The organism is Clostridium sp. DJ247 (assembly GCF_014231265.1).
Map to the genome: position 1 here is coordinate 21,713 of NZ_JABAIW010000019.1, position 26,067 is coordinate 47,779.

Annotated in this window: 23 protein-coding genes; 21 read left to right on the forward strand and 2 right to left on the reverse strand. The window is 30.4% G+C overall.

Annotated features, from left to right (window positions below; genetic code table 11):
- Positions 1-218: 218 nt before the first annotated feature.
- Complete coding sequence (locus HGI79_RS09390) at positions 219-1,931, reverse strand: methyl-accepting chemotaxis protein (protein WP_185650460.1); 1,713 nt, start codon at positions 1,929-1,931, stop codon at positions 219-221.
- Between the two features lie 343 nt (positions 1,932-2,274).
- Between HGI79_RS09390 and HGI79_RS09395 the strand changes: the two genes are divergently transcribed.
- From HGI79_RS09395 to HGI79_RS23220, 11 genes are all read left to right on the forward strand, one after another.
- Positions 2,275-3,549 carry a four-carbon acid sugar kinase family protein gene (locus tag HGI79_RS09395; protein WP_185650461.1) on the forward strand — a complete coding sequence of 425 codons (1,275 nt, stop codon included), beginning with the start codon at positions 2,275-2,277 and terminating at the stop codon, positions 3,547-3,549.
- Entirely contained in the window at positions 3,550-4,518 is a 969-nt protein-coding gene (gene pdxA, locus HGI79_RS09400) for a 4-hydroxythreonine-4-phosphate dehydrogenase PdxA (RefSeq protein ID WP_185650462.1), read from the forward strand. It abuts the gene before it with no gap.
- 100 nt (positions 4,519-4,618) lie between these two features.
- Positions 4,619-5,923: an MFS transporter gene (locus HGI79_RS09405; protein WP_185650463.1), complete on the forward strand. Its 1,305-nt coding sequence runs from the start codon at positions 4,619-4,621 to the stop codon at positions 5,921-5,923.
- Positions 5,924-5,951: 28 nt separating this feature from the next.
- A complete protein-coding gene (locus HGI79_RS09410; RefSeq protein ID WP_185650464.1) occupies positions 5,952-7,193 on the forward strand; it encodes a DUF362 domain-containing protein in 1,242 nt (413 codons plus the stop codon).
- A gap of 660 nt (positions 7,194-7,853) precedes the next feature.
- Positions 7,854-9,740 carry a sigma 54-interacting transcriptional regulator gene (locus tag HGI79_RS09415; RefSeq protein WP_185650465.1) on the forward strand — a complete coding sequence of 629 codons (1,887 nt, stop codon included), beginning with the start codon at positions 7,854-7,856 and terminating at the stop codon, positions 9,738-9,740.
- A 219-nt stretch (positions 9,741-9,959) separates the two neighbouring features.
- Complete coding sequence (locus HGI79_RS09420; RefSeq protein WP_185650466.1) at positions 9,960-11,873, forward strand: sigma 54-interacting transcriptional regulator; 1,914 nt, start codon at positions 9,960-9,962, stop codon at positions 11,871-11,873.
- 185 nt (positions 11,874-12,058) lie between these two features.
- Complete coding sequence (dapA, locus tag HGI79_RS09425; protein WP_185650467.1) at positions 12,059-12,952, forward strand: 4-hydroxy-tetrahydrodipicolinate synthase; 894 nt, start codon at positions 12,059-12,061, stop codon at positions 12,950-12,952.
- A gap of 35 nt (positions 12,953-12,987) precedes the next feature.
- On the forward strand, positions 12,988-13,974 hold the full coding sequence (locus HGI79_RS09430; RefSeq protein ID WP_185650468.1) for a 2-keto-3-deoxygluconate permease: 987 nt from the start codon (positions 12,988-12,990) through the stop codon (positions 13,972-13,974).
- A gap of 39 nt (positions 13,975-14,013) precedes the next feature.
- A complete protein-coding gene (locus HGI79_RS09435; protein WP_185650469.1) occupies positions 14,014-14,307 on the forward strand; it encodes a UxaA family hydrolase in 294 nt (97 codons plus the stop codon).
- Positions 14,308-14,325: 18 nt separating this feature from the next.
- Positions 14,326-15,486, forward strand: a complete 1,161-nt coding sequence (locus HGI79_RS09440) for a UxaA family hydrolase (RefSeq protein ID WP_185650470.1) — start codon at positions 14,326-14,328, stop codon at positions 15,484-15,486.
- Between the two features lie 34 nt (positions 15,487-15,520).
- Entirely contained in the window at positions 15,521-15,628 is a 108-nt protein-coding gene (locus tag HGI79_RS23220; protein WP_313885199.1) for a fumarylacetoacetate hydrolase family protein, read from the forward strand.
- 20 nt (positions 15,629-15,648) lie between these two features.
- On the opposite strand, the gene HGI79_RS09450 is transcribed toward HGI79_RS23220, so the two are convergent.
- A complete protein-coding gene (locus HGI79_RS09450; protein ID WP_185650471.1) occupies positions 15,649-16,227 on the reverse strand; it encodes a DNA-3-methyladenine glycosylase I in 579 nt (192 codons plus the stop codon).
- Between the two features lie 523 nt (positions 16,228-16,750).
- On the opposite strand from HGI79_RS09450, the gene HGI79_RS09455 reads away from it, so the two are divergent.
- The 10 genes from HGI79_RS09455 to HGI79_RS09500 all read left to right on the forward strand — a co-directional run bounded on the left by HGI79_RS09455 (position 16,751) and on the right by HGI79_RS09500 (position 26,064).
- Positions 16,751-17,776, forward strand: a complete 1,026-nt coding sequence (locus HGI79_RS09455) for an alpha/beta hydrolase (RefSeq protein ID WP_185650472.1) — start codon at positions 16,751-16,753, stop codon at positions 17,774-17,776.
- A gap of 324 nt (positions 17,777-18,100) precedes the next feature.
- Complete coding sequence (gene thrB, locus HGI79_RS09460; protein ID WP_185650473.1) at positions 18,101-19,000, forward strand: homoserine kinase; 900 nt, start codon at positions 18,101-18,103, stop codon at positions 18,998-19,000.
- 141 nt (positions 19,001-19,141) lie between these two features.
- On the forward strand, positions 19,142-20,053 hold the full coding sequence (locus tag HGI79_RS09465) for a serine/threonine-protein kinase (RefSeq protein ID WP_185650474.1): 912 nt from the start codon (positions 19,142-19,144) through the stop codon (positions 20,051-20,053).
- A 359-nt stretch (positions 20,054-20,412) separates the two neighbouring features.
- Entirely contained in the window at positions 20,413-22,578 is a 2,166-nt protein-coding gene (locus HGI79_RS09470; RefSeq protein ID WP_185650475.1) for a transcriptional regulator, read from the forward strand.
- 75 nt (positions 22,579-22,653) lie between these two features.
- The gene (locus HGI79_RS09475; RefSeq protein WP_185650476.1) at positions 22,654-23,082 is read left to right on the forward strand and encodes a membrane-associated protease 1; all 429 of its coding nucleotides are present in this window, start codon (positions 22,654-22,656) and stop codon (positions 23,080-23,082) included.
- Between the two features lie 134 nt (positions 23,083-23,216).
- Positions 23,217-23,819 carry a hypothetical protein gene (locus tag HGI79_RS09480; protein ID WP_185650477.1) on the forward strand — a complete coding sequence of 201 codons (603 nt, stop codon included), beginning with the start codon at positions 23,217-23,219 and terminating at the stop codon, positions 23,817-23,819.
- A gap of 33 nt (positions 23,820-23,852) precedes the next feature.
- On the forward strand, positions 23,853-24,377 hold the full coding sequence (locus HGI79_RS09485) for an imm11 family protein (protein WP_185650478.1): 525 nt from the start codon (positions 23,853-23,855) through the stop codon (positions 24,375-24,377).
- A gap of 13 nt (positions 24,378-24,390) precedes the next feature.
- Positions 24,391-24,825, forward strand: a complete 435-nt coding sequence (locus HGI79_RS09490; RefSeq protein ID WP_185650479.1) for a DnaJ domain-containing protein — start codon at positions 24,391-24,393, stop codon at positions 24,823-24,825.
- Between the two features lie 20 nt (positions 24,826-24,845).
- Positions 24,846-25,466, forward strand: a complete 621-nt coding sequence (locus HGI79_RS09495) for an FHA domain-containing protein (RefSeq protein ID WP_185650480.1) — start codon at positions 24,846-24,848, stop codon at positions 25,464-25,466.
- Positions 25,467-25,530: 64 nt separating this feature from the next.
- Positions 25,531-26,064 carry an FHA domain-containing protein gene (locus tag HGI79_RS09500; RefSeq protein WP_185650481.1) on the forward strand — a complete coding sequence of 178 codons (534 nt, stop codon included), beginning with the start codon at positions 25,531-25,533 and terminating at the stop codon, positions 26,062-26,064.
- The last annotated feature ends 3 nt before the right edge of the window (positions 26,065-26,067 follow it).

The following is a 26,067-nucleotide window of genomic DNA, read 5'->3' on the forward strand; positions in this document are numbered from 1 at the left end:
TTAGGGTATATAACTCCCAGTGAATTTTACCACCTTTATTCTGGAGAGCAGCTAACTAATATTGAAGTAAGGGTGTAATTATAAGAAAAAGCAAGAATTAATTAGCCTTTGTCCAAAATAAAGGGGTTAATCCGACCTAGTTATTTATTCAAATATACTAGTATAAAATTTTTTAAGGAAGTTTACACAAAATTATTCACAGACTATATTGTTCAATTCTATATTTTAAACTTTTGTACTATTTCATTAAGTTTCTGTGCCAGTTCCGCTTGACTTTGTGATGTTTCTGCTACTTGATTTATACCTTGGTTTGCTTCAGATATACTTGACTGTATTGCTTCCGCACCCTCTGAGGATCTTTGTGCGATTTCTGCCATGTTTTGTATTGCCTCACTTACTTGTCCTACAGTGGCTGTAATTTCTTCTGTCATAGCTGCTATCTCCTCTGACATGGAGCTTACAAAATTTGAATCCTTATAGTATTGGTCTCCCATCTTTTCAAAAGCTTTAAATTGTGAATTTATATCTTCATTTATGAATTTCAATACATCACTGCTGTTATTGGAGAGATTTTTGAAGGCTTCTTGAACCTTTGAAATAGTATCCTTTATACCTGTTACTGCTTCTGAGGATTGTTCTGCCAGCTTTCTTACTTCCTCTGCTACCACTGCAAAGCCCTTTCCATGCTCTCCCGCTCTGGCTGCTTCAATGGCTGCATTAAGTGCAAGTAAGTTTATTTGTTCTGCTATAGCCCCTATAGTGTCCGACATAACATTTATATTCTCTACTACCTTTCCATCCTCAATTGCCTTTACAATTTTCTCTTTCTTTTCAGTATATATTTTTCCTACTTGTTCTATAGATTCCTTACCCTTACTTTGAACTTCACTAGCTCTTTCTTTAAATTGAGCTGCGTTATTGCTTCCTTCCATAGCTTTTTCTGACAGCTGACTGATACTGGCATCTACTTCCTCTACAGAGGCACTAATTTCTTCTGAGGAGGTACTGGTTTCCTGTACTCCATTTGTTATTCCCTTTGTAGCTGTATCTATATTTTCGAAGTTTGCATTTAGTTCCTGTACCATGGAAGAAAGTTCTTCACTGGCAGAACTCATATCCTGAGAGTTGTCCGTAATGGTTTTAACGAGATTTCTTACATTTTCCTGTGCTGTATTAAGAGAAATGGCTGTTTGTGAAAATTCGTCCGTACCTGTTATGGTTATGGGTGTAGAAAAATCATATTTAGAAAGCCTCTCAGCAAAGGACATCATTTTTGATAATGGTATAGTTATTTGCCTTATAATAATTACAGCCGATAGTACTGCAAGAATAATTCCCACTACAATAAATATATTCATATTAACGTTTGCAGCAACATAAACAACTCTATTGTTTTCATTTGTCTGCTTTGCTTCATTGTCGCTTAACTTTACAAGTTTATCAATGGTATTGAACATTGGATCAAATTTATCATACATTTGTTTGTATTGTTTTGCTGCACCCTCAAAATCATTATTATTAATAAAAGTTACCATTTTTTCTTCTTCAGTCTTAAAAGCCTGAAGCTGTGACTTATATATATTAAATAAATTTCTTTCTTGCTCACTAACTTGGAGTTTTTCATATTCCATTAAGTAGCTATCATTTATATCTATGTTATCCTGAGTATTTTTTAAGAGACTTGCCTTTTGGCTATCATCTTTTATATATATTAACTGAAGTATATTTCCGTTAATTGAAGATAAATTTTGCTCTATATCTGATAGCATATACAGACTCTTTAAATTATTATTGTATATTTTTTCTGAATTTGAATTTGATTTTTTTAAGGAGCTCATGCCTATAGCACCAACTAATCCGATTATTAAAACTACTATGAAAAATGCTATGGATATTTTTATTTTTACGTTTGTTCTTCTTAGTATATTCATCTTTTTCCCCCTCAAAATTATGTATATAATAGCAATATGTTTGCAATAATTTATCGTAAAATTTCTTATAAGCTTTAGCAATTTTACACTAAAAAGCAGTTATTTTGTTTAAATAGCTAAAAAAGTTAATATTTCCATTAACAAGGCACATGGAGTGCATTGTTAAGATTGATGTAAAATGCATCAATCATTGCTTTTTGCATTATAAGTTGTTGTATTTTTCAACACTGATTTATAATGTATATCATTAAATTAAATGTTTTCAATTGGCATGAAAAATGCTTTGATTAAATTATAGAAAAGATTTTCAAATATAAGTAAGTAGGGGAGGAGGATTAACAGTATGCATAAAGGCAAGTTAAAGTTACAGCCTAACATAAAACATAATTGGAGGGAGAAATTAAAGATGCAGCACTTAATAATTGCAGATGATTTTACTGGGGCAAATGATACTGGTGTACAGTTTAGAAAGAGAGGCATAAAGACAGATGTGATTTTTGAACCAACCCTTATAGATAGCTCAGGAGAAGCTTTTGTTATCGATACTGAATCTAGAGGGTTAACGGAAAAAGAAGCCTATGATAAGGTGATGGATATAAGTAGCAATGCATTGAACATAGACTTTGACTATGTTTATAAAAAGGTGGATTCTACATTAAGAGGTAATATAATAGCTGAAATTAAAGCCATAAATGAAAATTATAAACCAGATATTATTGTTTTTGCGCCAGCATATCCGGATAACAACAGAACTACTGTGAATGGAATTCAAAAAATGAATGGTATACCTATAACAGAAACAGAAATAGCAAAGGATCCTAAAAAGCCCGTAAAAGAAGATAACATAGCTAATTTTTTAAGAAGTGGTTTAAAGGAAGAGGTAGTTCATGTATATATAAGTGATATAAGGACAGGTAATATAGATTTATCTAAAGGAAAAATTTTCACTTTTGATGCTGAACTAAACAAGGATTTATTAAAAATAGTTGAAGCAGTAATAGACACAAAAAAGAAAGTACTTTGGGTAGGTGCAGCAGGTTTAGCAGATGCTATATTACAGACAACAACTAATTCTAAACCTGTACTATCAATCGTTGGAAGTATTAGTAATGTCTCTAGAGAACAAGTGGGTTTTGCTGAAGCTAAAGGAGCATATGTTATTGATGCACATATAGAGCTGCTTCTTCAAAATAATAACGAAGAAGATCTTATTAATGATGCCATAGACAAATTAAAAAGCGGAAGAGATGTAATCGTTATATCGAGTTTGAGGAGAGAAGATTATGAAGCATGTATACAGATAGGTGAAAGTATGGGCATGAGTAAGGAGGATATAAGCATATATACTCAGAGAAAATTAGCTTCTATTACTGAAAAGATACTAAAAGAAGTAGAAGTTTCAGGTGTATTTGCAACAGGCGGCGACACCGCTATAGAAATTATAAGTAAATTAAATTCAAAAGGATCAAGTATTATTCAAGAAATATCACCAGGAATTCCTTTAATGAAGCTAAAGGGAGGAACTTACCATGGTCTTAGAGTCATAACTAAGGCTGGTGCCTTTGGAAAAGATGATTCTCTAGAATATAGTATAAAAAAACTTAAGGAGGCTTTATAAATGAGCATTATAGGTATAACTATGGGAGATCCCGCTGGAGTTGGAGCTGAAATAACTTTAAAAGCTCTTAGCCATAACACTAATTTAAAATCTGATTACGTTGTATTTGGAAGCTACGAAGTTATGAACTATTACAAAAGCATGCTAAAAATAACTAAAGAACTAAATAATATAAATGATTTATCACAATTTGATAAGAATAAAATAAATATTATTGACGTCATGGACTTAAAAATGGTTGATTTTCAAATAGGAAAGGTTTCTGCTATCTGCGGAGATGCCGCATTTAGGTATATTGAAAAGGCAATAAAATATGCACTAGAAGGTAAGATAAAAGGTGTAGTTACAGCACCTTTAAATAAGGAGGCTCTTCACCTGGGAGGACATAACTATGATGGACATACTGAAATATTTGCTAAACTTACAGAAACAAAAAAATATTCTATGATGTTAACATCAAAGTCTTTAAGAGTTATACATGTATCCACACATACATCTTTGAGAAATGCTTGTGATAAAGTTAAAAAAGATAGGGTTTTAGATGTAATTAAATTAGCAAATGAAACTTTAATTAAAATGGGGGTAAAAGAACCTAAAATTGGTGTAGCTGGTCTTAATCCTCATGCCGGAGAGTCAGGAATCTTTGGAGACGAAGATATTAAAGAAATTAAACCAGCGGTAGAAGGGGCAGAAGCCTTAGGAATAAAGGCAGATGGACCTATTCCTCCAGATACTGTATTCTTAAAAGCACTTAAAGGTCAATATGACATTGTGGTATGTATGTATCATGATCAAGGGCATATACCACTTAAACTTTTAGGGTTTGATATAGGTGTAAATGTAACAGTAGGTCTGCCAATTATAAGAACATCTGTAGATCACGGAACAGCCTTTGATATAGCAGGTAAGGGGAAAGCAGGAGAAACTAGTATGATTGAGGCTATGAAAGTAGCTGAAATGTTTTTATAGTTTTACAACTAGTAATTGCTCAGAAAATTATAATAGGTTTATTTAAAGAGTTATATGTTTAATTAAAGATATATTTTAAACCATAAATGGGGGGATAAAAATGGATAAAAATATAAGCAATAAAGTTCCAAATGGGCGTTGGTTGCATATAATTCCGCCAACAATACTAGTATATATTGTTGCGTACATGGATCGTACAAATATAGGATTCGCTATGGCTGGAGGTATGGATAAATCATTAGGTATGACAGCAACTATATCAGGGTTAGCAGCAGGTATATTCTTTTTTGGGTATATGTTTCTTCAGATACCTGGAGGTAAAATAGCAGAAAAGGGAAGCGCAAAAAAATTTATTGCTTGGACTATTTTAGGATGGGGAGGATTTGCAATTATTTCAGGTTTTGTACAGAATGTATGGCAATTGCTTGCTATTCGTTTTCTTTTAGGTGTGGCAGAAGGTGGAGTTTGGCCGGCAATACTTACCATCATAAGTCACTGGTTTCCAAATGAAGAACGTGGTAGGGCTAATGCATTTTTCATGATGAATCTTGCAATAGCTGCAATTATTACTGGTCCTCTATCAGGATGGATTATTTCTGTTTACAATTGGCGTATGGTATTTATTATTGAAGGTATAATATCTTTGGCATTAATGTTTATATGGTTGCCACTTATGAGTGACCGTCCAGAGGATGCTAAATGGATTAGTCAAGAGGAAAAAGATTATATTAACACTAAATTACGTGAAGAACAGGAGGCTTTAAGAAAAAGTGAAGGTGAAAAAGTATCTATAGGAGAAATACTAAAAAATATTAATATGTGGAAGTTGATTCTCATATATTTTTGTTATCAAACAGGTATTTACGGTTTCTCACTTTGGCTTCCCACTCTTTTGAAAACGTTAACCCGTTCCGGTATGGCTGGTGTTGGACTTCTATCAGTCTTTCCATATATAGGTACAATTATTGGGTTATATATCTTTGGAACGCGCTCAGATAAGAGTGGGAATAGGAAGCTGTATACTGGTATACCTCTAATTGGATTTTCAATATGCTTGTTATTATCGGTTCAATTTAAGAGTCAAGTTTGGGTATCTTTTGCTTTCCTTATAGGGTGTGGAGTATTTTTTCAAGCTGCTTCAAGTGTTTTTTGGACAATACCACCAATGTTATTTTCGGCAGAGGCAGCTGGAGGTGCCCGTGGAGTTATAAATGCTCTGGGGAATCTTGGAGGATTTTTAGGACCATATCTTGTTGGATGGTTAACATATAGATATAGTTCTAGTGCAGGAATTTATAGCCTAGTAGTAATTTTGGCATTAGGATTCTTATTAACAATGACATTACCAGCTAAGACTGCTGGGAAGACACATGGAGAAAGTGTAGAAGTAGCAGAAGAAGTGTAAAAATGTAATTATAAATGGAGGCATAATAATGAATATTCCTAGTATGATAAAGATTAGACAAGATTTTAATAGAGACAGGATTGAAAATATTGAAGAGGTAGTAAAAGAAGAAATATTAAAATCAGAACTTGTTATTGAAAAAGGCTCTAATATTGCAATAGCTGTTGGAAGTAGAGGAGTAGCAAATATTGCAAGAGTTGTAAAAGCAACTGTTGAGTGTGTAAAAGGAATGGGAGGAAACCCATTTATAGTACCTGCTATGGGAAGCCATGGAGGAGCTACTGCCCAAGGACAAAAAGAAGTACTAGAGGGCTATGGTGTAACGGAGGAATATATTGGAGCTCCTATTAAATCATCTATGCAAGTAGTAGAACTTCCACAAGAAGATTTGATTAACAAAGTTTATATGGATAAAAATGCTTACGAGGCTGATGGAACAATTATAATTAATAGAATAAAAGTACACACTGATTTCCATGGACCTACAGAAAGCGGCCTTATGAAAATGTGCGTTATAGGCTTAGGAAAACACAAACAAGCATTAGAAATTCATAGATATGGAGTTTATGGATTGAGAGAGTTAATACCTAAAACAGCTAGGCAGGTATTAAAGTATGGAAATATTATTGCAGGAATAGGTATAGTTGAAAATGCTTACGATGAAACAGCTATAATAAGAGTATTAAAACCATCAGAAATAGAAGAGGAAGAGAAGAAGCTTTTACAATACAATAAGAAGAATATGCCGAAGCTTCCGGTAGATAAAATAGATATTTTAATTGTTGATGAATTGGGTAAAAACGTAAGTGGAACAGGCATGGATACGAATATTATAGGAAGGATTAAGATTAGAGGTCAACAAGAGCCTGAAAGTCCTAATATCACTAATATTATAGTTACGGACTTAACGGAAGAATCTCATGGTAATGCTCTTGGCATGGGACTAGCAGATTTTATAACAAAAAGGCTAGCAAATAAAATAGATTTTAAACCAACCTACGAAAATACTGTTACAAGTACATTTATAGAAAGAGCAAAGATGCCTATTGTAGCAGATACAGATAAACAGGCTATCCAGTTTGCACTAAGAACTTTTGGCCCAATAGATATAGAAAAAGCAAGAATTGTTAGAATAAAAAATACATTAAAATTAGATGAAATTTATGTATCTGATATAATTTTGGAAGAAATAAAATATAGAGATGACATAGAAATTATAGGAGAATTTCAGGACTTAATTGATAGTGAGGGTGAATTCATAAGATTTTAATGTTATATGTTTCGAGTTTAGACCCTATATAGATAATCATGTCCGAAATTTAACTTATACTACAGTATATATTACCATGTTTCGTCACGTTAAATATTTTTAATTAGTCTAAAGCTCAAATTTAAGCAGAGAGCCAAAATCTATGATTTTGTGCGAATCGGTTAAGCAGACATACAAAATCTGTGATTTTAATATGGTCGCTTACTCTGTGAGTACTCCTCTGACGAAAGGAAGAGGAGTTTCATAATAATATAAAAGAACTTTGATAAACTCCTGCCTCAAACATATCTAAAGTTCTAAGATTTTTCTCGAATTTTCGCTAAGACTAATAAAAAAATATTTAAATGTGACTTCAACATTGGTAATATATCCCCCCGTATAAGTTAAATTTAAGCTGTGGGTATTTATATAACTGAGTACAAGGTTAAACTCTTATATTAACTTATACACCTCTAATATAATTATTAGAGGTGTATAAACTTTTTATAAGTTATTATGAAAATTAGTTAATTTGTAATGTATATTACATATAATTAATATGAAGTATTTTCCAATGTATCAAATTGTTAAATAAATTTAATTACATAACTTAAATAAAGAAATAGGTTAAGTAAACCTATTTAATATTAAATCTAAATTATAAAAATGTAGGGTGATTCGATGAAAGAAATTGTGTTAATTTCTCCTTTTGAAAAACTTAAAAATATTGCACAAGAGGTTATTGAGGAAAATGGTCTTGAGGTTGATGTAGTTGTTGGAGATTTGAGAGAAGGAGTAGTGGAAGCAAAAAAGGCAGTGGATAACGGGGCAAATGTTATTATATCACGTGGTGGTACATATACAATGATAAAAAACTCAGTAAACATACCAGTTGTTGAAATTAAAATGAGCTCCTTTGATATATTAAGAGGTTTTAAGGATTTGATAGATTACAAAGAAAAGATAGGAGTTGTGGGATATAAAAATACTATTTTGGGATGCGAAAATATACGTGAAATTTTAAATTTAAAATTAGAGATTACTGAAATTTCTAATGAGGAAGATGTCTATGAACTAATAAGAAATATGATAAATCATAAGGTAAATGTTTTTGTAGGTGATTCTATAGGTAGTAATACTGCTGAGAGACTAGGCGTTAGGGGTTTTCGTATAGAGTCGGGAAAGGAAGCAGTTTATGATGCAATACAGGAATCTATAAGAATACTAAATGTATCTAAGAAGGAAAAAGAAAAAACAGAGCGTTTTAAGACTATAACAAATTTCGTTAGTGATGGTATAGTAGCAATTGATAAGCACGGGAAAATAACCTTATTCAATTCAATAGCTGAAAAACTGTTTGCATACTCAGAAAAGAATGTAGTAGGTAAGAATATTAGTGAAATACTTAAAGATACAAGTATGGTTGAAGTGTTAAAAACAGGGAAATTGCAGATTGGTGAGGTACAAGAAGTAAATAAACATAAGATTGCATTTAATAGAATACCTATACTTGTAGATAACGCTATCACTGGAGTAGTAGCTACTTTTCAGGATGTGACTCATATACAAGATTTAGAACATAAAATAAGGCGTAATCTCATTGATAAAGGATTCACCGCTAAATATAATTTTGAGGATATTATATTTAGAAGTGAAATAACCAAAACTTGTATCCAAAATGCAAAACGGTATAGCGAATTTGACTCTCCAATATTGATATTGGGAAAGTCTGGTGTAGGAAAGGAACTGTTTGCACAAAGTATACACAACAAAAGTAAGAGATGTAACGGACCCTTTGTAGCTATAAATTGTGCTGCACTTCCAGAGAACCTTATTGAAAGCGAACTTTTTGGACATGTGGAAGGTTCTTTCACTGGGGCAAAGAAAGGTGGAAAACCGGGACTCTTTGAATTGGCACACAAGGGAACTATTTTTCTAGATGAAATAGGTGAGCTATCACTAGAATTTCAAGCCAGGCTTTTAAGAGTACTGCAGGAAAAAAAAGTTATGAGAATTGGTGACGATAAGGTGATACCTTTAGATGTAAGAATTATTTCTGCAACTAATAGAAATATTAGAGCAATGGTTGAAGAAAATAAATTTAGAGAAGATTTATTCTTCCGTATTAATATATTAACTTTGTTAATTCCTTCTCTTAATGAGAGAGAGGAGGATATTTTAGAACTATCACAGTTTTTCTTAACCTCATATTCTATAAAGTATGATAAAAATATTTATGGTATTGAAGATGAAGCTAAACAGTACTTGATTAACTATCAGTACAAGGGTAATATAAGAGAACTTGAAGGGATAATAGAAAGAGCTGTAGTTTTATGTGAAAACAATAAAATTGGACTAAGAGACATTAAGATTCAGGATTGTTATATAAAGGATAACATAGTTAATGAGGAAGTTGCTGAAGGTAGATTAGTTACTTTGAAGGAACTAGAAGAAAATTATATAAATGAAGTAATAAGCAGATGTAAGGGAAACTTATCCGAGGCCTCAAGAATTCTCGGAGTAAATAGAAGTACATTGTGGAGAAAATTGAAAAGTAATTCTGTATAGTATTGAAAACAATTAGATAATTAGAATATAATTATTGTGTATATTAACAAGGCTTAAGTTAGTTATTTTTAAAGCAATATAAAGTGCAACTTGAATCAGATGGGAGTATTAGAGCGGGTAGTCATTGGATAAAAACGTTTAAATTTTTCAGTAATATAAGGGGAGGTGAAATCTTCACACAAAAGTTAGATAGTTATAAAATTTTGTGTGATAAGTTTTATGGAAGAAATATTATTAGTTGCTCCTTATGATAAATTAGAACAATTAGCTAAGAAACTAAAAAAATCTGTAAACGTACCCTTTTCTGTATTAACCAGTAATTTAGATCAAGGAATTAATAAAATTGAAAAGAAGATAAAGGGAGGAGTAAAAGTTATAGTAACCAGAGGGGGAACGGCCAGATATCTAAGAAAAAAGTTAGATACGCCTATTATAGAAATTCCTGTAACATCATTCGATATATTAAAGGCTATAAGCAGCATAAGTAACAAAGGTTACAAAAGGATAGCTTTTGTTACTACATCAAATATCATATTTAAAAAAGATTACTTCAATAAGATACTTGATGTTACTCTAGACTTTGAAGCGTGTAATGAAGTGAGTGAAATTGCAGGTAAAGTAAAATATCTTATATCTGATAAAAAAGTTGATGCAATTGTAGGAGATGTAATAGCTACAAGGGAAGCAATTAAAAATGGTATATATGGAGAATTGCTAGAGTCCGGTGAAGAATCCATAGTACAAGCTATAATTCAAGCAAATGAGATAATAAAATTAAATTTAGAAGAGAGGGTAAGAGCGAAAAAATTTGAAACTATATTAAATATGGTAAGAGAAGGCATCATTACAGTTGACACTCATGATAACTTAACTGTATATAATTCTGCTGTAGAGAAGATACTAGGATATTCTAAGGACAGTGTTATTGGAAAAAATATAAATGAATGTTTACCTGAAGGTATAGTAAATAAACTTAGTGAAAAAATGAAAGAAGAAAATATGCTCACTGATTTAAATGGTAAAAAGGTAGTATTCAACAAAGTTCCAATATGCATAGATGATAAATTATGTGATACTGTCATATTTTTGGACGAGACTACTAACATAGAAAAACTTGAATTAAAAATAAGAAAAAACTTAAATGAAAAAGGATTTGTAGCTAAAAATAATTTTTCAAATATCATTGGCGAAAGTCATGAAATCGTTAAGATGAAAAATCAGGCTATTAAATTTGCAAAGTCAGAAGGTACTATTTTAATTCACGGTGAAACTGGTACAGGAAAAGAATTGTTTGCTCAAAGTATTCACAATGAAAGTAAAAGGGTAAACATGCCATTTGTATCTGTAAACTGTGCGGCTCTAAGTGCAAACTTACTTGAAAGTGAACTTTTTGGGTATGAAGAGGGGGCATTTACTGGAGCTGTGAGAGGAGGAAAGAAAGGCCTTTTTGAACTTTCTCATGGGGGAACTCTATTTCTTGATGAGATAGGTGAAATATCTTTAGGATTTCAGTCAAAATTATTAAGGGTATTACAGGAAAAAGAAATAAGAAGAATAGGAGGAGATAAGGTTATTCCTATTAATGTAAGAATAATATGTGCAACAAATAGAAATCTTTTAGAAGAAGTTGAAAAAGGAAACTTTAGGGAAGACTTATATTATAGACTTAGTGCACTTGAATTAGATTTAATACCTATTAGATTAAGAAAAAAAGATATTGTTCCAATGGTTATTTCATTTTTGCAAGAAGAATGCATTAGAGAAAATAAGAAGTTATACTGGAATAATAATAACATTTTTAATTGTTTACTAGACTATGATTGGTATGGAAATGCTAGAGAATTACGCAACTTAATAGAGAGACTTGTAGCTTGTTGTGATGGACAAGAACTAAATGAAGAATTCATTATGGAAACGTTAAACTCTAAAAAGAAAAAGAAAATTAGTAAAAGTGAGAAGGATAACAAAAATGAAATAAATATAAGGTTATCTAATAATTTAAAGGAAATGGAAAGTGAAATTTTAAAAATTCTATTAAATAGGTGTAATGGCGATAAGGACAAGTTATGTAAAGATTTCTGTATAAGCAAAACTACTCTGTGGAGAAAACTAAATTTCAATAATGAAAAATAATATTTCATTATTGAAATCAAAAAGGAAAGTTCTGAGTTTTTGAACTTTCCTTTTTTTGTAATTGTTTTCAGAATCTTTAAAAATTAAGGCTTGTGAGCAAAAAAATTTTTGTTTTATAAGTTTGGCACAGAGTTTGCTTAATAATAAAAGTGTAGAAGAAATAAAAGTTTACTAGGAGGTATATTATGTTAAAAGGAGTTATTACACCAGTTGTAACCGTTTTTGATGAGGAGGGGAAATTAGATTTTAAAGGAAACGAAGAAGGAATTAATAGCTTAGTAAATGGCGGAGTAAATGGTCTTTTGTTTTTAGGAAGTATTGGGGAATTCTTCGCAATGACAATGGATGAGAGAAAAGAATTTATAAGATTTGTTATTAAGACAGTAAATAAAAGAGTACCAGTTCTAATAGGCACAGGTGGTACTGTAGTTAAGGAAGTTATAGAATTAACAAACTTTGCTAAAGATGAAGGTGCTGATGCAGCAGTTGTTATATCACCTTATTATTTTAAGTTAAATAATGATAGCCTTTACAACTATTTTGCTGAAGTAGCTCAAAATACAGAGTTACCATTAGTTCTCTATAACTTTCCTGATAGAACAGCAGTAAATATTGATGCTAAACTTGTTCTAAAATTAGCAAAGGAATTTAAGAATATCATTGGAATTAAAGATACAGTAGATAATATTAGCCATACAAGACAATTAATTAATATAGTTAAATCAGAAATAAAAGACTTTGCAGTATTTTCAGGCTTTGATGAATATTTTGTTCCCAATCTATTAGCAGGTGGAAATGGACTTATTGGAGGGCTTTCTAACATTGCTCCAGAGTATTTTGCAAAGCTTTTCAAAGCTTATAATGATAAAGATTTTGAAACCCTTGAATTATTACAAAGAAATGTTAACGTTTTGATGGGTATTTATACAGTATCTGATTTCTTTATCCCAGCTATTAAGACAGCAAAAATGCTAACAGGGTATAAAATAAAGCCTACATGTAAAAGTCCTGCATCTACATTAAGTGAAGATCAGGTAGAAGAAATTAAAGAGATTCTTAAAAAAGCAAAGTTAACCTAATATATTAGATTTATATAATCATGGGGGGATAGTTTATGAAGATAATGAAAACCATACAGAAGGTTCCAGGGGGAATGATGGTTGTTCCACTGCTACTAGGAGCAATAATTAATACCTTTGCTCCACAAGCCTTAAAAATAGGATCTTTTACTACGGCACTTTTTTCCAATGTTGCTGCTGCTACAATAGTAGGAATGCAGTTATTCTTTATAGGAACAGGTTTAAAAGTTAAAGAGGCCCCAGAGGCTCTTAAAAGAGGTACTGTTTTACTTATATCAAAATACGTTGCTGGTGCAATTTTAGGAATTCTTATAGCCAAGTTTTTTGGAAGAGAAGGTATTTTAGGAGTATCAGCATTAGCAATAATAAGTTCTGTTACAGGTGCAAATGGAAGCTTGTATCTTGCATTAATGGGTGAGTATGGAGATTCTAAAGACTTGGCAGCACAAAGCATTATGAATATTCATGATGGTCCATTCTTAACGCTTCTTACTTTTGGCGTATCAGGTTTGGCTAATATTCCCATAATGGCCTTATTTGCTGCTATTGTACCTCTACTTATTGGATGTATCTTAGGAAATCTAGATGATGATTTCAGAAAATTCTTTTCACCAGGGGTAGGGTTAGTAATACCATTTATAGGTTTTGCTCTAGGAGCAGGAATAAACTTCTTTAATATTGTTAGAGCAGGATTTAGTGGAGTACTTTTAGCAGCAATGGTATTTATCATTGGTGGAGGTTGCGCTATACTTGGTGACAAATTTATCAGTAGAAGACCTGGTTATGCTGGAGCTGCTATAGCAAGTGCAGCAGGAAACACCATCGCAACACCAGCAGCAGTTGCATTAGTTGATCCAACATATAAACCATTTGTTGCGTCAGCAACAGCACAGATTGCAGCAGCTGTTGTTATAACAGCTATTATAGTTCCTCCTTTTGTTGATTGGATGGCAAAGAAGTATGGAGCTCCTAAATTCAATAATGATGCAGTCAATAATAATGTAGCTGAAACTTCAATATAAATATAAATTTAATAAATAAAGAAAGAAAGGATGATAAAAATGGAAAATAAGATTAATTCATTAATTATTAACGAAAAAGATAGTGTTGCAGTAGCAATAGAGGAATTAAAAGAAGCAAGTATTGCTAGCTATAAAGTTGGAGAAGAAACAAGACAAGTTAATATTGTACAAAATGTTCCTATATATCACAAGTTTGCTATTGTTGATATAAAAGAAGGAGATTTAGTTTATAAATATGGACAAGTGATAGGCAAGGCTACCCAGGATATAAAGATAGGACAACATCTACACACTCATAATATAACTGGTATTCGTGAAATGTTAGAAGGTTAAGAAAGGGAGGAATTAAATATGAATTTTTTAGGATATAGAAGACCAGATGGAAAAGTTGGAATAAGAAATCATGTATTAGTATTAGCTACTTGTGCTTGTTCAAGTGAAACTGCAAGGGTAATAGCTAATCAAGTACAAGGAGCAGTACACATCATAAATCAAAATGGATGTGCTCAGGTTGAGGGTGACTTAAAAATAACAATGGATATACTATCAGGACTTGCTGCAAATCCAAATGTGTATGGAACTGTATTAGTTGGGCTTGGATGCGAAAATGCTCAACCAAATGATATGTATGAATTAGTGAAATCAAAGACTAATAAACCACTTGAGATGGTAGTTATTCAAGAAGAAGGAGGAACTACTGCTACAGTAAAAAAGGGTGTAGAGTATGCTAGACAATTAGTTATGGAAGCTTCCATGCTGCAAAGAGAAGAATTCCCATTATCAGAGTTAATTGTTGCAACCAACTGTGGTGGTTCAGACCCAACATCAGGATTAGCGGCTAATCCGGTACTTGGAAATGCAAGTGATAGACTAGTTGACTTAGGGTCTACTTCAATTCTATGCGAAACTACAGAATTTATAGGTGCTGAGCATGTATTAGCTGAAAAAGCAGCTACTCCAGAAATAAAAGAACAGATTTATCACATTATTAAGAGATACGAAGATCACTTAAAGAATGCTGGAGAAAACTTAAGAAATGGTAATCCTTCTCCAGGAAATAAAGCAGGTGGAATAACTACATTAGAAGAAAAATCATTAGGATGTATACACAAAGGCGGAAATAGACCAATAGTTGAAGTTACTGATTATGGTGTAGGTCCAAGTAAAAAAGGATTAGTTATAATGGATACTCCAGGATATGATATAGCTTCAGTTACAGGATTGGTAGCTGGTGGTGCTCAAATGGTAGTATTTACAACAGGTAGAGGAACTCCTACAGGAAATGCATTAGCTCCAGTTTTAAAAATGACTGCTAATAAAATAACATATAATAAAATGAAAGAAAATATGGACTTTGATGTAAGTGCAGTAATAGCAGGAACTAAATCAATGGAAGAAATGGGAGAGGAACTTTTAAAAGAAATCATAGAAGTTGCTAATGGTAAAGTTGTAAAGGCTGAAGCTCTTGGATTTAATGACATTGCTATAAGCAGAGTATGTAACTATGTATAATTAGATAAAATGGACATATATTCATGGATATATAATCTCAACAGGAACACCTTCAGGAATACAGGCTGTAAAAGATGGCGACATATTAGAAGTGACAGTAGAGAAAATAGGAGCACTAAAAAATACGGTAAAAATTGTGTAATACTGTGAGACTTATAAACCCTATGTTAAAGTCATAGGGTTTATAAGTTGTTTATACCTAAAACAACTTATTATATGATCATTTATTATCCCAGTTGCTTGTAAAAATGAATAAACAATAGTTGACCCTAAAAACTTAAACCCTCGCTTTTTTAAATCCTTACTTATCTTATCGGAGAGTTCAGAGTTAGCAGGAATCTCTGAGATATTTTCCCAGGAGTTTAATACAGGCTTATTATCTACAAATGTCCATATATAACTACTGAAGCTGCCAAACTCTTCTTGTATATTTAAAAAGCATCTTGCATTATTTATGGAAGCCTCAATCTTTCTTTTGTTCCGTATAATACCATTATTTTGAAGCAGCTCATTTATTTTTTCTTCTGAGTAAGTTGCGACTAATAATGGGTCAAAATTATAATAAGCTTTTCTATAACCTTCTCTTTTTCTGAGTATAGTTATCCAACTAAGTCCAGCTTGTGCTGACTCAAGTACCATGAATTCAAAAAATTTTCTATCATCATAAACAGGCATACCCCATTCTTCGTCGTGATATTTTATGTACAAATCATCATTATCACACCAACTACATCTTTCCAATCTATAGCACCTCTCTCGGTAAAATGAATTTTAGTTGTACAAATTCAGTTCACATCAGTTTTTAACTCATGGGTTGTAGTATAAAAGTTAAAGAGTCATAGCTATGATAAACTAATGGGTAAAAGTATATATTGTCAATTATACTAATTTTTTTATATGGTCATATATATTATATACATAGACTATTACAATAGCTAGTTTTTATATTCTTACTTTAGCACATTATAGATAACTACAACATAAATTTAACTTATACGTAGGAATATGTTGCCAAAACTGAGCGCACTTTTAAAAACTTTTTTATTAGTCTTAGTGAAGTGTTTATGAAAATCTTAGAAGCTTTGATATGTTTGAGGTACGAGTTTATCAAAGGTTCTTAGATTTTCATAAACACGAACTTTAGACTAATTAAAAGTTTTTAATGTGCCGAAGTTTGGCAGCATATTCCGGAGTATAAGTTAAATTTCGGGCGTGGTTATATAGGGTTCTTCAATCAAAATTTAACTTAGTGGCAGGTGAGTTTATGATAATAGATTTTTCTTATACAAGAAAGAATATAAACTTTGTTGAAGGATATATATTAAAAGGAGCTTTTTATAGATGCAGCTATACAAGATTTAAAACATTTTACAGGACACCAGCTCCAGGGACAGAAGTAGTTGAGTTATATAATTTTATACCTAAAAGTACCCCAAAAGCATCTGTAATTATTTTACATGGATTAGGTAGTCGTAATGTTAAATTTATGTTTTGGTTAGGTACACATTTAGCTTCTGTAGGAGTTAACTCTACTATAATAATACTTCCTGGAAATTATACCCGTGTAGAACATAAATCTGTTAGTGGAAGAAGTTATATTTGGCCAGATATTAAAGTAATGTATCAATTTTGGGAACATGCCATTGTAGACATACGATGTACAATAGACTTATTAGAACAACAAAAAATCTGGAATAAAAATAATTGCGTAGTAGGATACTGTCTTGGAGGAATGCTGGCATCAATCGCTGCAACATTCGACAAGCGTATAAGTGAAACTATATTTATGGCTACGGGAGGATATTTCCCTAAAATAATACATGAGTCTAGGGTTACGGCCTTTGCTAGAAGACTTTTTCAGAATGGATTTAAGAGTGAGTATTACTTAGAAAATAAAGAAAAACTTTATGATATTTATAATAAACAGTTTCAGCAAGTAAAAAATATGGAATTATTAGAGATAGTAAGAAGTGAACATATTCATCCACTTTTCAGAATAGACCCCATTTCCTATGCACACTTACTTGATAAGTCTAAAATAACTTTTATAGATGCACTGTTTGATGAGACCTTACCTTTAAAGAGTAGGACTATGCTTTTTAGAGAAATGAAAGGATCAACTAGGTATGTAATTCCCATGACTCATGCCAGTTGGTTACCTTTTGAGTCTTTTTTAGCTAGATATATATTACTTAAAGTTAATATAAATGATAAAAAATCAGCTAATCTAGTGCTAAAAAAGCAAGAAATATTTGACTATGTTACTTTAAAATTATTAGGTAAACTGTAATACATGTGTGCGTAGCTCAAAAACACAAACTAATAATTTGTTTTAAATTTTAATACAGTTTAAACCATTACTAATAATTTTAAGGCTTTCTATTGACATATATTTTATCCAATAATATAATTATACAAAAACGAAGTTTAAATATTATAAAATACAATTTATATTTCCATTAATTTGGGTGGAACCGCGGACAATACTCGCCCCATTTTTGGGGAGAGTTTTTTATTTTCATAAATGGAGTACATAAATATCAATTATGCTAGTTTAAACATAATGATAAAATGGTAAGTTTTTTATTCAAATATTAAACAGAGGTGAATTATAGTGATTAAAGTTAGAATACCAGCTACGACAGCTAATATGGGACCAGGTTTTGATTGCCTTGGTATGGCATTAAAGTTTTATAATGAGTTTGAAATAAGTGAAAATAATGAAGAAACAATAGTATTTAATAATGGAATAAAAAGTGAAGAAGATTATAAAGAAAACTTAATATATATTAGTATGGTAAAAGCTTTTGAAAAATTTAATTATAAATACGGACATTTTACTATAAATGTTTCTAAGTGTGAGGTGCCTCTTTCAAGAGGACTTGGAAGTAGTGCAACTTGTATCGTAGGCGGAATTTCAGCGGCAAATGCATTTATGGGAAATAAAATGTCTATGGATGAAATTGTCGAACTTTCTACAGAAATAGAGGGACACCCAGATAACGTAGTTCCTGCTGCTGTTGGGGGAATGGCTGTATCAATACAAAATGGACATGAGGTAACTTACTCTAAAATAAAAGTACCAAATGAATTAAAATTTGCTGCTATAATACCTAGTTTTAAGGTAAGTACTGAAAAATCAAGAGAAGTTTTACCTAAAGCATATGTAAGAGAAGATTGTATTTTTAATTCATCAAGGACTGCTATGCTTGTTAGTGCTCTATATAATGGAGAATTTGATAAATTAAGAATATGTTTTGAAGATAGGATACATCAACCTTATAGAAAAAATTTAATTAAAGATTCAGATTTAGTATTTGAAAAGGTTAAAGAACTTGGAGCTGTAGGGGAATTTATTAGTGGGTCTGGTTCTACGCTCATGGCTGTTATCAATAAGAATGAAGAAGACAAGTTTCAAAAAGAATTAAAAATATTTTTAGATAATCTTGAGGATCAATGGGAGCTTGTTTTGTTAGAGCCTGATACAGAAGGCGTTAGAGTTGAAAAATATTAGAATAAAGTAAGAGAGTTTTAAATTTTTATATTAAGTAATTGAGAGGAGCTTTATAGCTCCTTTTTATGTAAATTTAAACGTTTTATCTAAAGCTAAGAATCACTTGATGACTATAAGTTTCTATAGGGGGGAGCTTAAAAATTGGAAGTTTATGTAGAAGATAAATGTCTTGAAAGTGGGGCTATATTAAAAGGCATTTATGAAATAAAAGAAATAATAGCTAAAGGGGAATTGTCTATAGTATATATAGCACAGAATATTAAGGACAAGTATAAATATGTAATAAAGGAATATTTTCCAGATAAACTGGTATTAAGAGATTTAGATGGTAAAACAGTTTTATGTAAAATGCCAGGTTTAAAAGATAAATATAACAATTCAAGAAAAGAGTTTTCTCATGAAGCTATGATCTTAAAAAAGTTTAATAATAAAAATATTGCTAAATATATTGATTGCTTTATAGAAAATAATACAACCTATATTGTAATACAATATTATGAGGGAAAAACTCTTGATAAATATATAGAAGAAAATAAGGATATTCCCATTTATTATTTTTTTAAAAATATATTTATTCCTATAATCAATACTATAGAGTTTATACATAAAAAAAATATACTACATAGGGATATTAAACCCAGCAATATAATAATTGATGAAAAATGCAATCATGTAATTATTGACTTTGGTTCTGCCATAAATTATAAAGAAAATAAAAAAAAGATAATATTTATAACACCTGGATTTTCTCCATTAGAATTTTTCTCAGAAGAATCGAAACAAGGTACATACTCAGATATTTATAGTTTTGCAGCTACCATATATTATTATTTATGTGGAAAGGCACCTGCTGCGGTATCAGAAAGAGTTATTGAAGATAATATAGAAAATATAAATAAATATAACAAACAAATATCTTTTATATTCTCAAGTATTATAATGCGTAACTTATCTATTGACTATGGAAGAAGATTTTCCGTATTAAAGCTTTTAAAAATATTTATTTATTTAGAATGCCTTATTTTAAAAATAAAGATTAACATAAGGAAGTAACAATTATTCACATTAATATTATAAAAGTAATTTCCAAATCTAATATACCATAAAACTGTAAATTTTCATATCTTTTTAATTTTTGTTGCTACATGTAGCAACATTTTTTTATTTTATTTTGTAGAACTAAAGTTATTTGTAAATCCTTTACAAAATAGATTTAACAAGGTCTCATTTATATATTAAATTTAATTGTAACTTTAGTGTAATTATATACATTCGTTAAAAAAAAATTTTTTTTGGGTTAATTATCATAAAAAAAGGTTGATTGGGTAAAAATGTTATGTTAATATACAATTATCCAATGATGGATTTTATTGACACAATATGATTAAAAATGAAAAATAGGGGGGGCAAAAGTGGATACTATTTACCAAACAAACAAAAGTATACTTTTTGAGGAAATTAATCCTGAAAAATTAGATCTTATTACCATTGTGGGAGATGTTAAAGGAATAGATAGCTTAAGTGATGAAAAAGTAAGAGAAATTAATGAGCATCTTCTTGTAAAGAATTTTGATGAATTTTTAGAAAAATTTTCTCCTAGTGTATATTCATTTTATAATGCTGCCAATCAAAAAGTTGTTTACGCATTAAAAAAACCTGAAAACATTTCTGATGAATGTATTTCAGAAATAAAGCTTGATCAAAACAATGATTTTTTAAAAATGTTATTTACACTAATAGATACCAAAAGAAGTCAAGGTATAAAAAATGTTGATTTTAAATTTGAAAAAGTTCTTGATATGATATCCCCAAAAAAAGTAATTGAAGATATAAAGCAGGTAAGAAAAGAGATACATTACTTATATAATAAATATGAAGAACTTGATGAAGAAGATCCTAAAAGATTAGATTTAGGAGATAAGTTAAATTATAAATTTGAAGAAGCAAGTCAAAATTATAATAATGTAATGGCCATGCTTCCTTTGGCAATTGAAGATATAAAGACTAGGCTTTTATTTGGAAAAAATCAAGAAGATAACAAAGCAGAGGCTGTACAAATAGGCATGCTAAGTATGGGAGATAACGGTGAATTAAAAATAATAGAAGCTCCTAAAAGTGATAGTAATGCATTAATGGTAATGGATGAAAATACAAACAATAGTCTTGTTAGTACATTTGAGGAAGACTATGAAGTTATTACAGAGAATGCATCTGATTATGTAAAAGATCTTGTAGTGAGGACATTTTGTCCATTGCCAGCAATACAAAATGAAATAGATGTAGAAAGAGAAGTACAAAATTATAATACTTATCTTGAATTTTACAAAACTGCAAAAGATGATTTTGTAAAAACAGCCAAGCCTCTAGTTGAAAAAATATTGGGTGTAAAAATGTTTTTTGATCAATATAATACTAAAAATAAAGGAATGCAGCCTACACTTATTATTACAAATAATAAACTGGATATGACAGTAAAAAGTAGTAATTCAGATAGATTAGAAACATATCTAAATACAGTAAATTCTAAGAATGATTTTATGGATACTATATGGTTCAGCATAGTTCCATCTATAGAAATGTCATCAGTAGGCAAAGTGAAGACAAGAAGAGAAAGATTTAGAGGCAATGAAAAAGTATCTCAAAAAGAAGGAAATACAATTGAATCTTTAACTATATTATTGGAAATTCTAAAAAAATACAAGATACAAGTATTTTTCAATTTCGAGGCTAACGATGAAACTACATTTAATAATATGGCCACAGCTGGAATTGATAAGTATATGGAAAAATGTGAAGTGTTAACTCATCAAGATTATAGTGAGTTTGCTATACCTTGTATGCCTAATTTTACAATTATTCCAAAAGACAAGTCAGGAGTAATAATAGATAGTAAAATGCTGCAAACAGAAGAAGGGGTAAAACTTTCACAGGAAAAAGAAGATATATTAAAGCTTTGGATAGAAGGTGTATACGTAGATGCATCTTACATAGCAGCTGGAATTGTTGCTGCATATCAGTGTCCAGAGTACTTAAAGGAATATTTTAAAAATGTAAGCAAAGATTACCCAGGGGTAAGATTTGATATAGAGTCAGGTGAGAATAATTTAAAAGTAATTACCACTATGGCAAAAGAAATATCAGGATTTACAAATAACATAAAGGACTCTATAAATAGAAGAAGCTTTGGATTTGTTTTTTCTTCCGAGAATGCTCAGCTCCAAGGAAGGGATATAAAGAGAATAACAGTTTATAAAGCACGAAGCTTAGCACTTACAGAAGATGGATTTGATTCTATTTATAAAACAAGTGTAAGTACTTATATAGAAAGAATTTTAAGATTTCAGACTAGTGATTTTAAACAAGATAATATTGTAAAGTTCTTTAGTAATAATCCAAGTAGTCAAAAAAGCAAATGGATTAATAGCCGAAGTTCTGTAAATTCAATTATTCAAGATGGAGATGATTTAAATTACATAATAGATGATTCAAGTAATTTATGTGAAATTGATCTTGTATTTAATGGAAATGTTAAAAATCTTCAAGTGGCTATTACAAAAAGCACAAGTGCAGTTAAATAATGGTGTACAAGCTATTAGTACTTTCCCAAAGTATTAATATAAATTAATTTATTAAAAAATAGGAGGTAACATTTTATGGGATTCAGATTAAAAGTTGAAGGTTCAGAAACAATTGAATTGGGGGCAGATAACATTCAAACTGTAAAGTATGAAACAGATACGCCTAATGATTCAAACGCAAGATCTACAGATGTAGGTTCTATTCTTACAGTAAGCGGTAAAATTATCACAGCTACAGACGGTGACAAGGCTGATGACACTTTAAAATTAGCTAAATGGTCACTTGTGTCAGCAGAAAAAGCAGATTGCTACAGAAAAGTTACTCTTGAAACAATAGCTGCTGATCAGGTAGTAAGAAAAATCAATATTCCAAATGCATTCGTAGTTGATTATACTGAAGAGTTTGGAGATACTGAAGGCGTAGGATCCTTTGTGCTTGTTGTTAAACAAAAAAGAGACAAAAACGAATTTGTTAAAATTGAAGGCGGATATGCTGCAGGCTAAGAACTAATATTTTCTGCAAATTTTATTTTACTTTTTATAGGTTTAGAAGGCAGAATATTCTGCCTTTTGAACCTATATGCAATATTTATTATTAATAAAATTTTTCACAGTATAAAGTGAAAGGAACGAGTAGGATGACAAGAGAAGAAGCATTACAACATTTTCAAGAAAAATATGTGAAAATAAAAAGTGATGAAAAGATAGATGAACTAAAAAAATACTATATAAAAAATAAAGATGAACTTGCAAATGGTTTTATAAAATCATTCAAAGATATATGTATAAAAATAAGTAATATGCAGTCAGCTGCAGAGAAAGATAAAATAGCGTATATAAATTACTCAATACTTAGAACTAATATAATGGATAGAAAATACATGCATTTAGTAGATGCATTTAATAAATACTGGTACTTTGATATTCAAGAATGTAGTACAGAATATGACACTAGCTGGGCATTTGATTTTTTAGAGGAATTTGAAAAAGAACTAGAGGAAATAAGAAAGCTATATATGAATAAGATATCAGCTCCAGATATAGACAAGATAAAGTTAAAGGAAACAAAATTATATAATCAATACATTATAGACTTAGCTAAATATTCCATGCCAGAAGCTATAAAATTGAAAGAATATAAAGAAATACATAAAGAAGACATTGTAGAAATTAGAGTTGGAGAGTACAGAGGATCAAGTGAATTAGTATACAAAGAACAGAGAACCATGAAGAATTTATAAGTGCAGAAAATTAAAAGGAGAAATAAATTTAAAATGGATTACTATATTATCTGTCAAGATGAAAGAGTTATAAATTTTGCAGAGCCTATTGCAGGAATAGCATTAGATAAAAATGCAATGAAAAAGAAACAACGTGAAACTATTGATGAAATGCCTATGCAATTTTATATAAAAGAAAAACAAGAAAATCAGTATATAGATTATATTGAAAAGCCTATTCCTTTAGTATCAGATAAGTTAAAAACTATAATGGAAAATTTTCAAGAGGATACTTTTTACAGACCAGTTGTGCTTGCAGATATAAAAAGAATGAAGCAGGATTTATATTGGAATATAGTACCTAAAGCTGTAAGTTGTCTTTCAAATAAAAGTGAATTTAATAAAAATGGAACTTTAAAAAAACTTATAATAGATGAAAGTAAAATAGGATTTAATAAAATTTTTAAGATAGATGGAATTTTGGAAGAATTTACAGTATTAAGTTTAGATTTGGCAGAAGCTATACTAAGACGTGATTTTACAGGAATTAAATTTAAGAAAATAGAAAAACAGTATTGAGAGGATATGGAAAATGAAGAATTATTATGAGGTATTAGCTGTAGGAAGAGATGCTTCACAGGAAGAAATAAAAAAAGCCTTTAGAAGGCTAGCTAGAAAATATCATCCAGATGTAAACTCAGGAAATAAAGATGCAGAAGAAAAATTTAAAGAGGTAAATGAAGCCTATAATACTTTAAACAATGATTCTCTAAGAAAAGAATATGATTTGAAGATAGACAATATAAAAAAAGGCAGTAAAAATACTAATTACTATGGAAAAACAAAAGAATCAGAACAAAGTAAAGAAAAAAATTATAAAGATATTGATATAGAGAATATTGAAAGAAGTTTTGAAAATTTCTTTGGATTCAATCCTAAAAATAAAGAAGCAACATTAAAAAAGAAAAAAAATCCCATTGATACTACAGATATTTTTGAAAGATACTTTGGAATAAATAAAAAATAAACTTTTAAAGGGGGGGTAGCATGTGGAAAATACCTGATCATCTTAACATAGTAAGTAATATAAAAAAGTATATTGCTATAAAGAAGCTAGAAAAATACTCTAAGGGTACTAATGAAGAATTTGGCATAATTTTATTGGACATTGCAATCATAATAGCAGTTATAACAGCATTTTACTATATTTATTTTATAAATACTAATCATATTTTAAAAATAACAATTGGTATTTTAGTAGTGGCATTTATAGTTGCGTATATGATAAAAATAACAAGCTATGTAATGAACTACAAAACAGAATATGAAGGAATAACAACCTTAATACTTATAGATGGAAAAGGAAATTATGAAGCTGAATGGGATATAAAAGATAAACAAGCCTTAGTGATAGGTAAAAATACAAGAAACAATGAAGTTGATATAGATTTATCCAATACGGAATATGCTTCCCTTATAAGCAAACAGCATGCTGTTTTAAATTTTGCTGCAAACAGTTGGTTTATAGAAGATATTGGTTCCTGTAATGGTGTGGGAATAAAAAAGGTTAATGAAACCTCAAAAAAGAAATTGAAAAGGGACACTCCTTGTAAATTAGATTCAGGAGATATTATTTATATAGTAAATACCAAATTATTTGTAAAATAAATGAATTGAGGTAAATAGATTAAACAAAGTATTTGTATATAAAACAGATGGAGGAATGAATAGCATGAGTTTGATAAGATGCGCAAATGGTCATATGTTTAATTCAAGAAAGTATGGTAACACTTGTCCTTACTGCGATATTTCAGTAGAGCAAAACTTTAAAGCTGAGGCCCCAAAAGCAATGTATAAAAGTGAAGATGTGGAAAAAACTGTACCTTATTGGGACGAGTATGATGGTATAGAGCCTGTAGTAGGATGGTTAGTATGTATAGAAGGTGCTCAAGTAGGACAAGACTACAAGATTAGAACAGAAAAGAACTTTATAGGAAGATCAGAAGAAATGCATATACAAATAACTGGAGATAACTCTATTTCCAGAAGGAACCATTCAGTTATAATTTATGATCCTAAAAACAGAACTTTTATTCTTAAATCCGGTGATGCTTCTGGTCTTGTATATGTTAATGATGAAGCAGTATATTCCTCTTTAGAGCTAACAGCTTATGATGTAATACAAATGGGGAAAAGTAAATTTATATTTATTCCTTTATGTGGTATACATTTTGAATGGGAAAATGATAACAAAAAGGAAAGATAACTG

What these genes read in the sequence shown, in the direction of transcription:
- HGI79_RS09390 (WP_185650460.1), bottom strand. Translation starts at nt 1,931, where the DNA reads ATGAATATACTAAGAAGAACAAACGTAAAAATAAAAATATCCATAGCA.
- HGI79_RS09395 (WP_185650461.1), top strand. Translation starts at nt 2,275, where the DNA reads ATGCATAAAGGCAAGTTAAAGTTACAGCCTAACATAAAACATAATTGG.
- pdxA (WP_185650462.1), top strand. Translation starts at nt 3,550, where the DNA reads ATGAGCATTATAGGTATAACTATGGGAGATCCCGCTGGAGTTGGAGCT.
- HGI79_RS09405 (WP_185650463.1), top strand. Translation starts at nt 4,619, where the DNA reads ATGGATAAAAATATAAGCAATAAAGTTCCAAATGGGCGTTGGTTGCAT.
- HGI79_RS09410 (WP_185650464.1), top strand. Translation starts at nt 5,952, where the DNA reads ATGAATATTCCTAGTATGATAAAGATTAGACAAGATTTTAATAGAGAC.
- HGI79_RS09415 (WP_185650465.1), top strand. Translation starts at nt 7,854, where the DNA reads ATGAAAGAAATTGTGTTAATTTCTCCTTTTGAAAAACTTAAAAATATT.
- HGI79_RS09420 (WP_185650466.1), top strand. Translation starts at nt 9,960, where the DNA reads ATGGAAGAAATATTATTAGTTGCTCCTTATGATAAATTAGAACAATTA.
- dapA (WP_185650467.1), top strand. Translation starts at nt 12,059, where the DNA reads ATGTTAAAAGGAGTTATTACACCAGTTGTAACCGTTTTTGATGAGGAG.
- HGI79_RS09430 (WP_185650468.1), top strand. Translation starts at nt 12,988, where the DNA reads ATGAAGATAATGAAAACCATACAGAAGGTTCCAGGGGGAATGATGGTT.
- HGI79_RS09435 (WP_185650469.1), top strand. Translation starts at nt 14,014, where the DNA reads ATGGAAAATAAGATTAATTCATTAATTATTAACGAAAAAGATAGTGTT.
- HGI79_RS09440 (WP_185650470.1), top strand. Translation starts at nt 14,326, where the DNA reads ATGAATTTTTTAGGATATAGAAGACCAGATGGAAAAGTTGGAATAAGA.
- HGI79_RS09455 (WP_185650472.1), top strand. Translation starts at nt 16,751, where the DNA reads ATGATAATAGATTTTTCTTATACAAGAAAGAATATAAACTTTGTTGAA.
- HGI79_RS09475 (WP_185650476.1), top strand. Translation starts at nt 22,654, where the DNA reads ATGGGATTCAGATTAAAAGTTGAAGGTTCAGAAACAATTGAATTGGGG.
- HGI79_RS09480 (WP_185650477.1), top strand. Translation starts at nt 23,217, where the DNA reads ATGACAAGAGAAGAAGCATTACAACATTTTCAAGAAAAATATGTGAAA.
- HGI79_RS09485 (WP_185650478.1), top strand. Translation starts at nt 23,853, where the DNA reads ATGGATTACTATATTATCTGTCAAGATGAAAGAGTTATAAATTTTGCA.
- HGI79_RS09490 (WP_185650479.1), top strand. Translation starts at nt 24,391, where the DNA reads ATGAAGAATTATTATGAGGTATTAGCTGTAGGAAGAGATGCTTCACAG.
- HGI79_RS09495 (WP_185650480.1), top strand. Translation starts at nt 24,846, where the DNA reads ATGTGGAAAATACCTGATCATCTTAACATAGTAAGTAATATAAAAAAG.
- HGI79_RS09500 (WP_185650481.1), top strand. Translation starts at nt 25,531, where the DNA reads ATGAGTTTGATAAGATGCGCAAATGGTCATATGTTTAATTCAAGAAAG.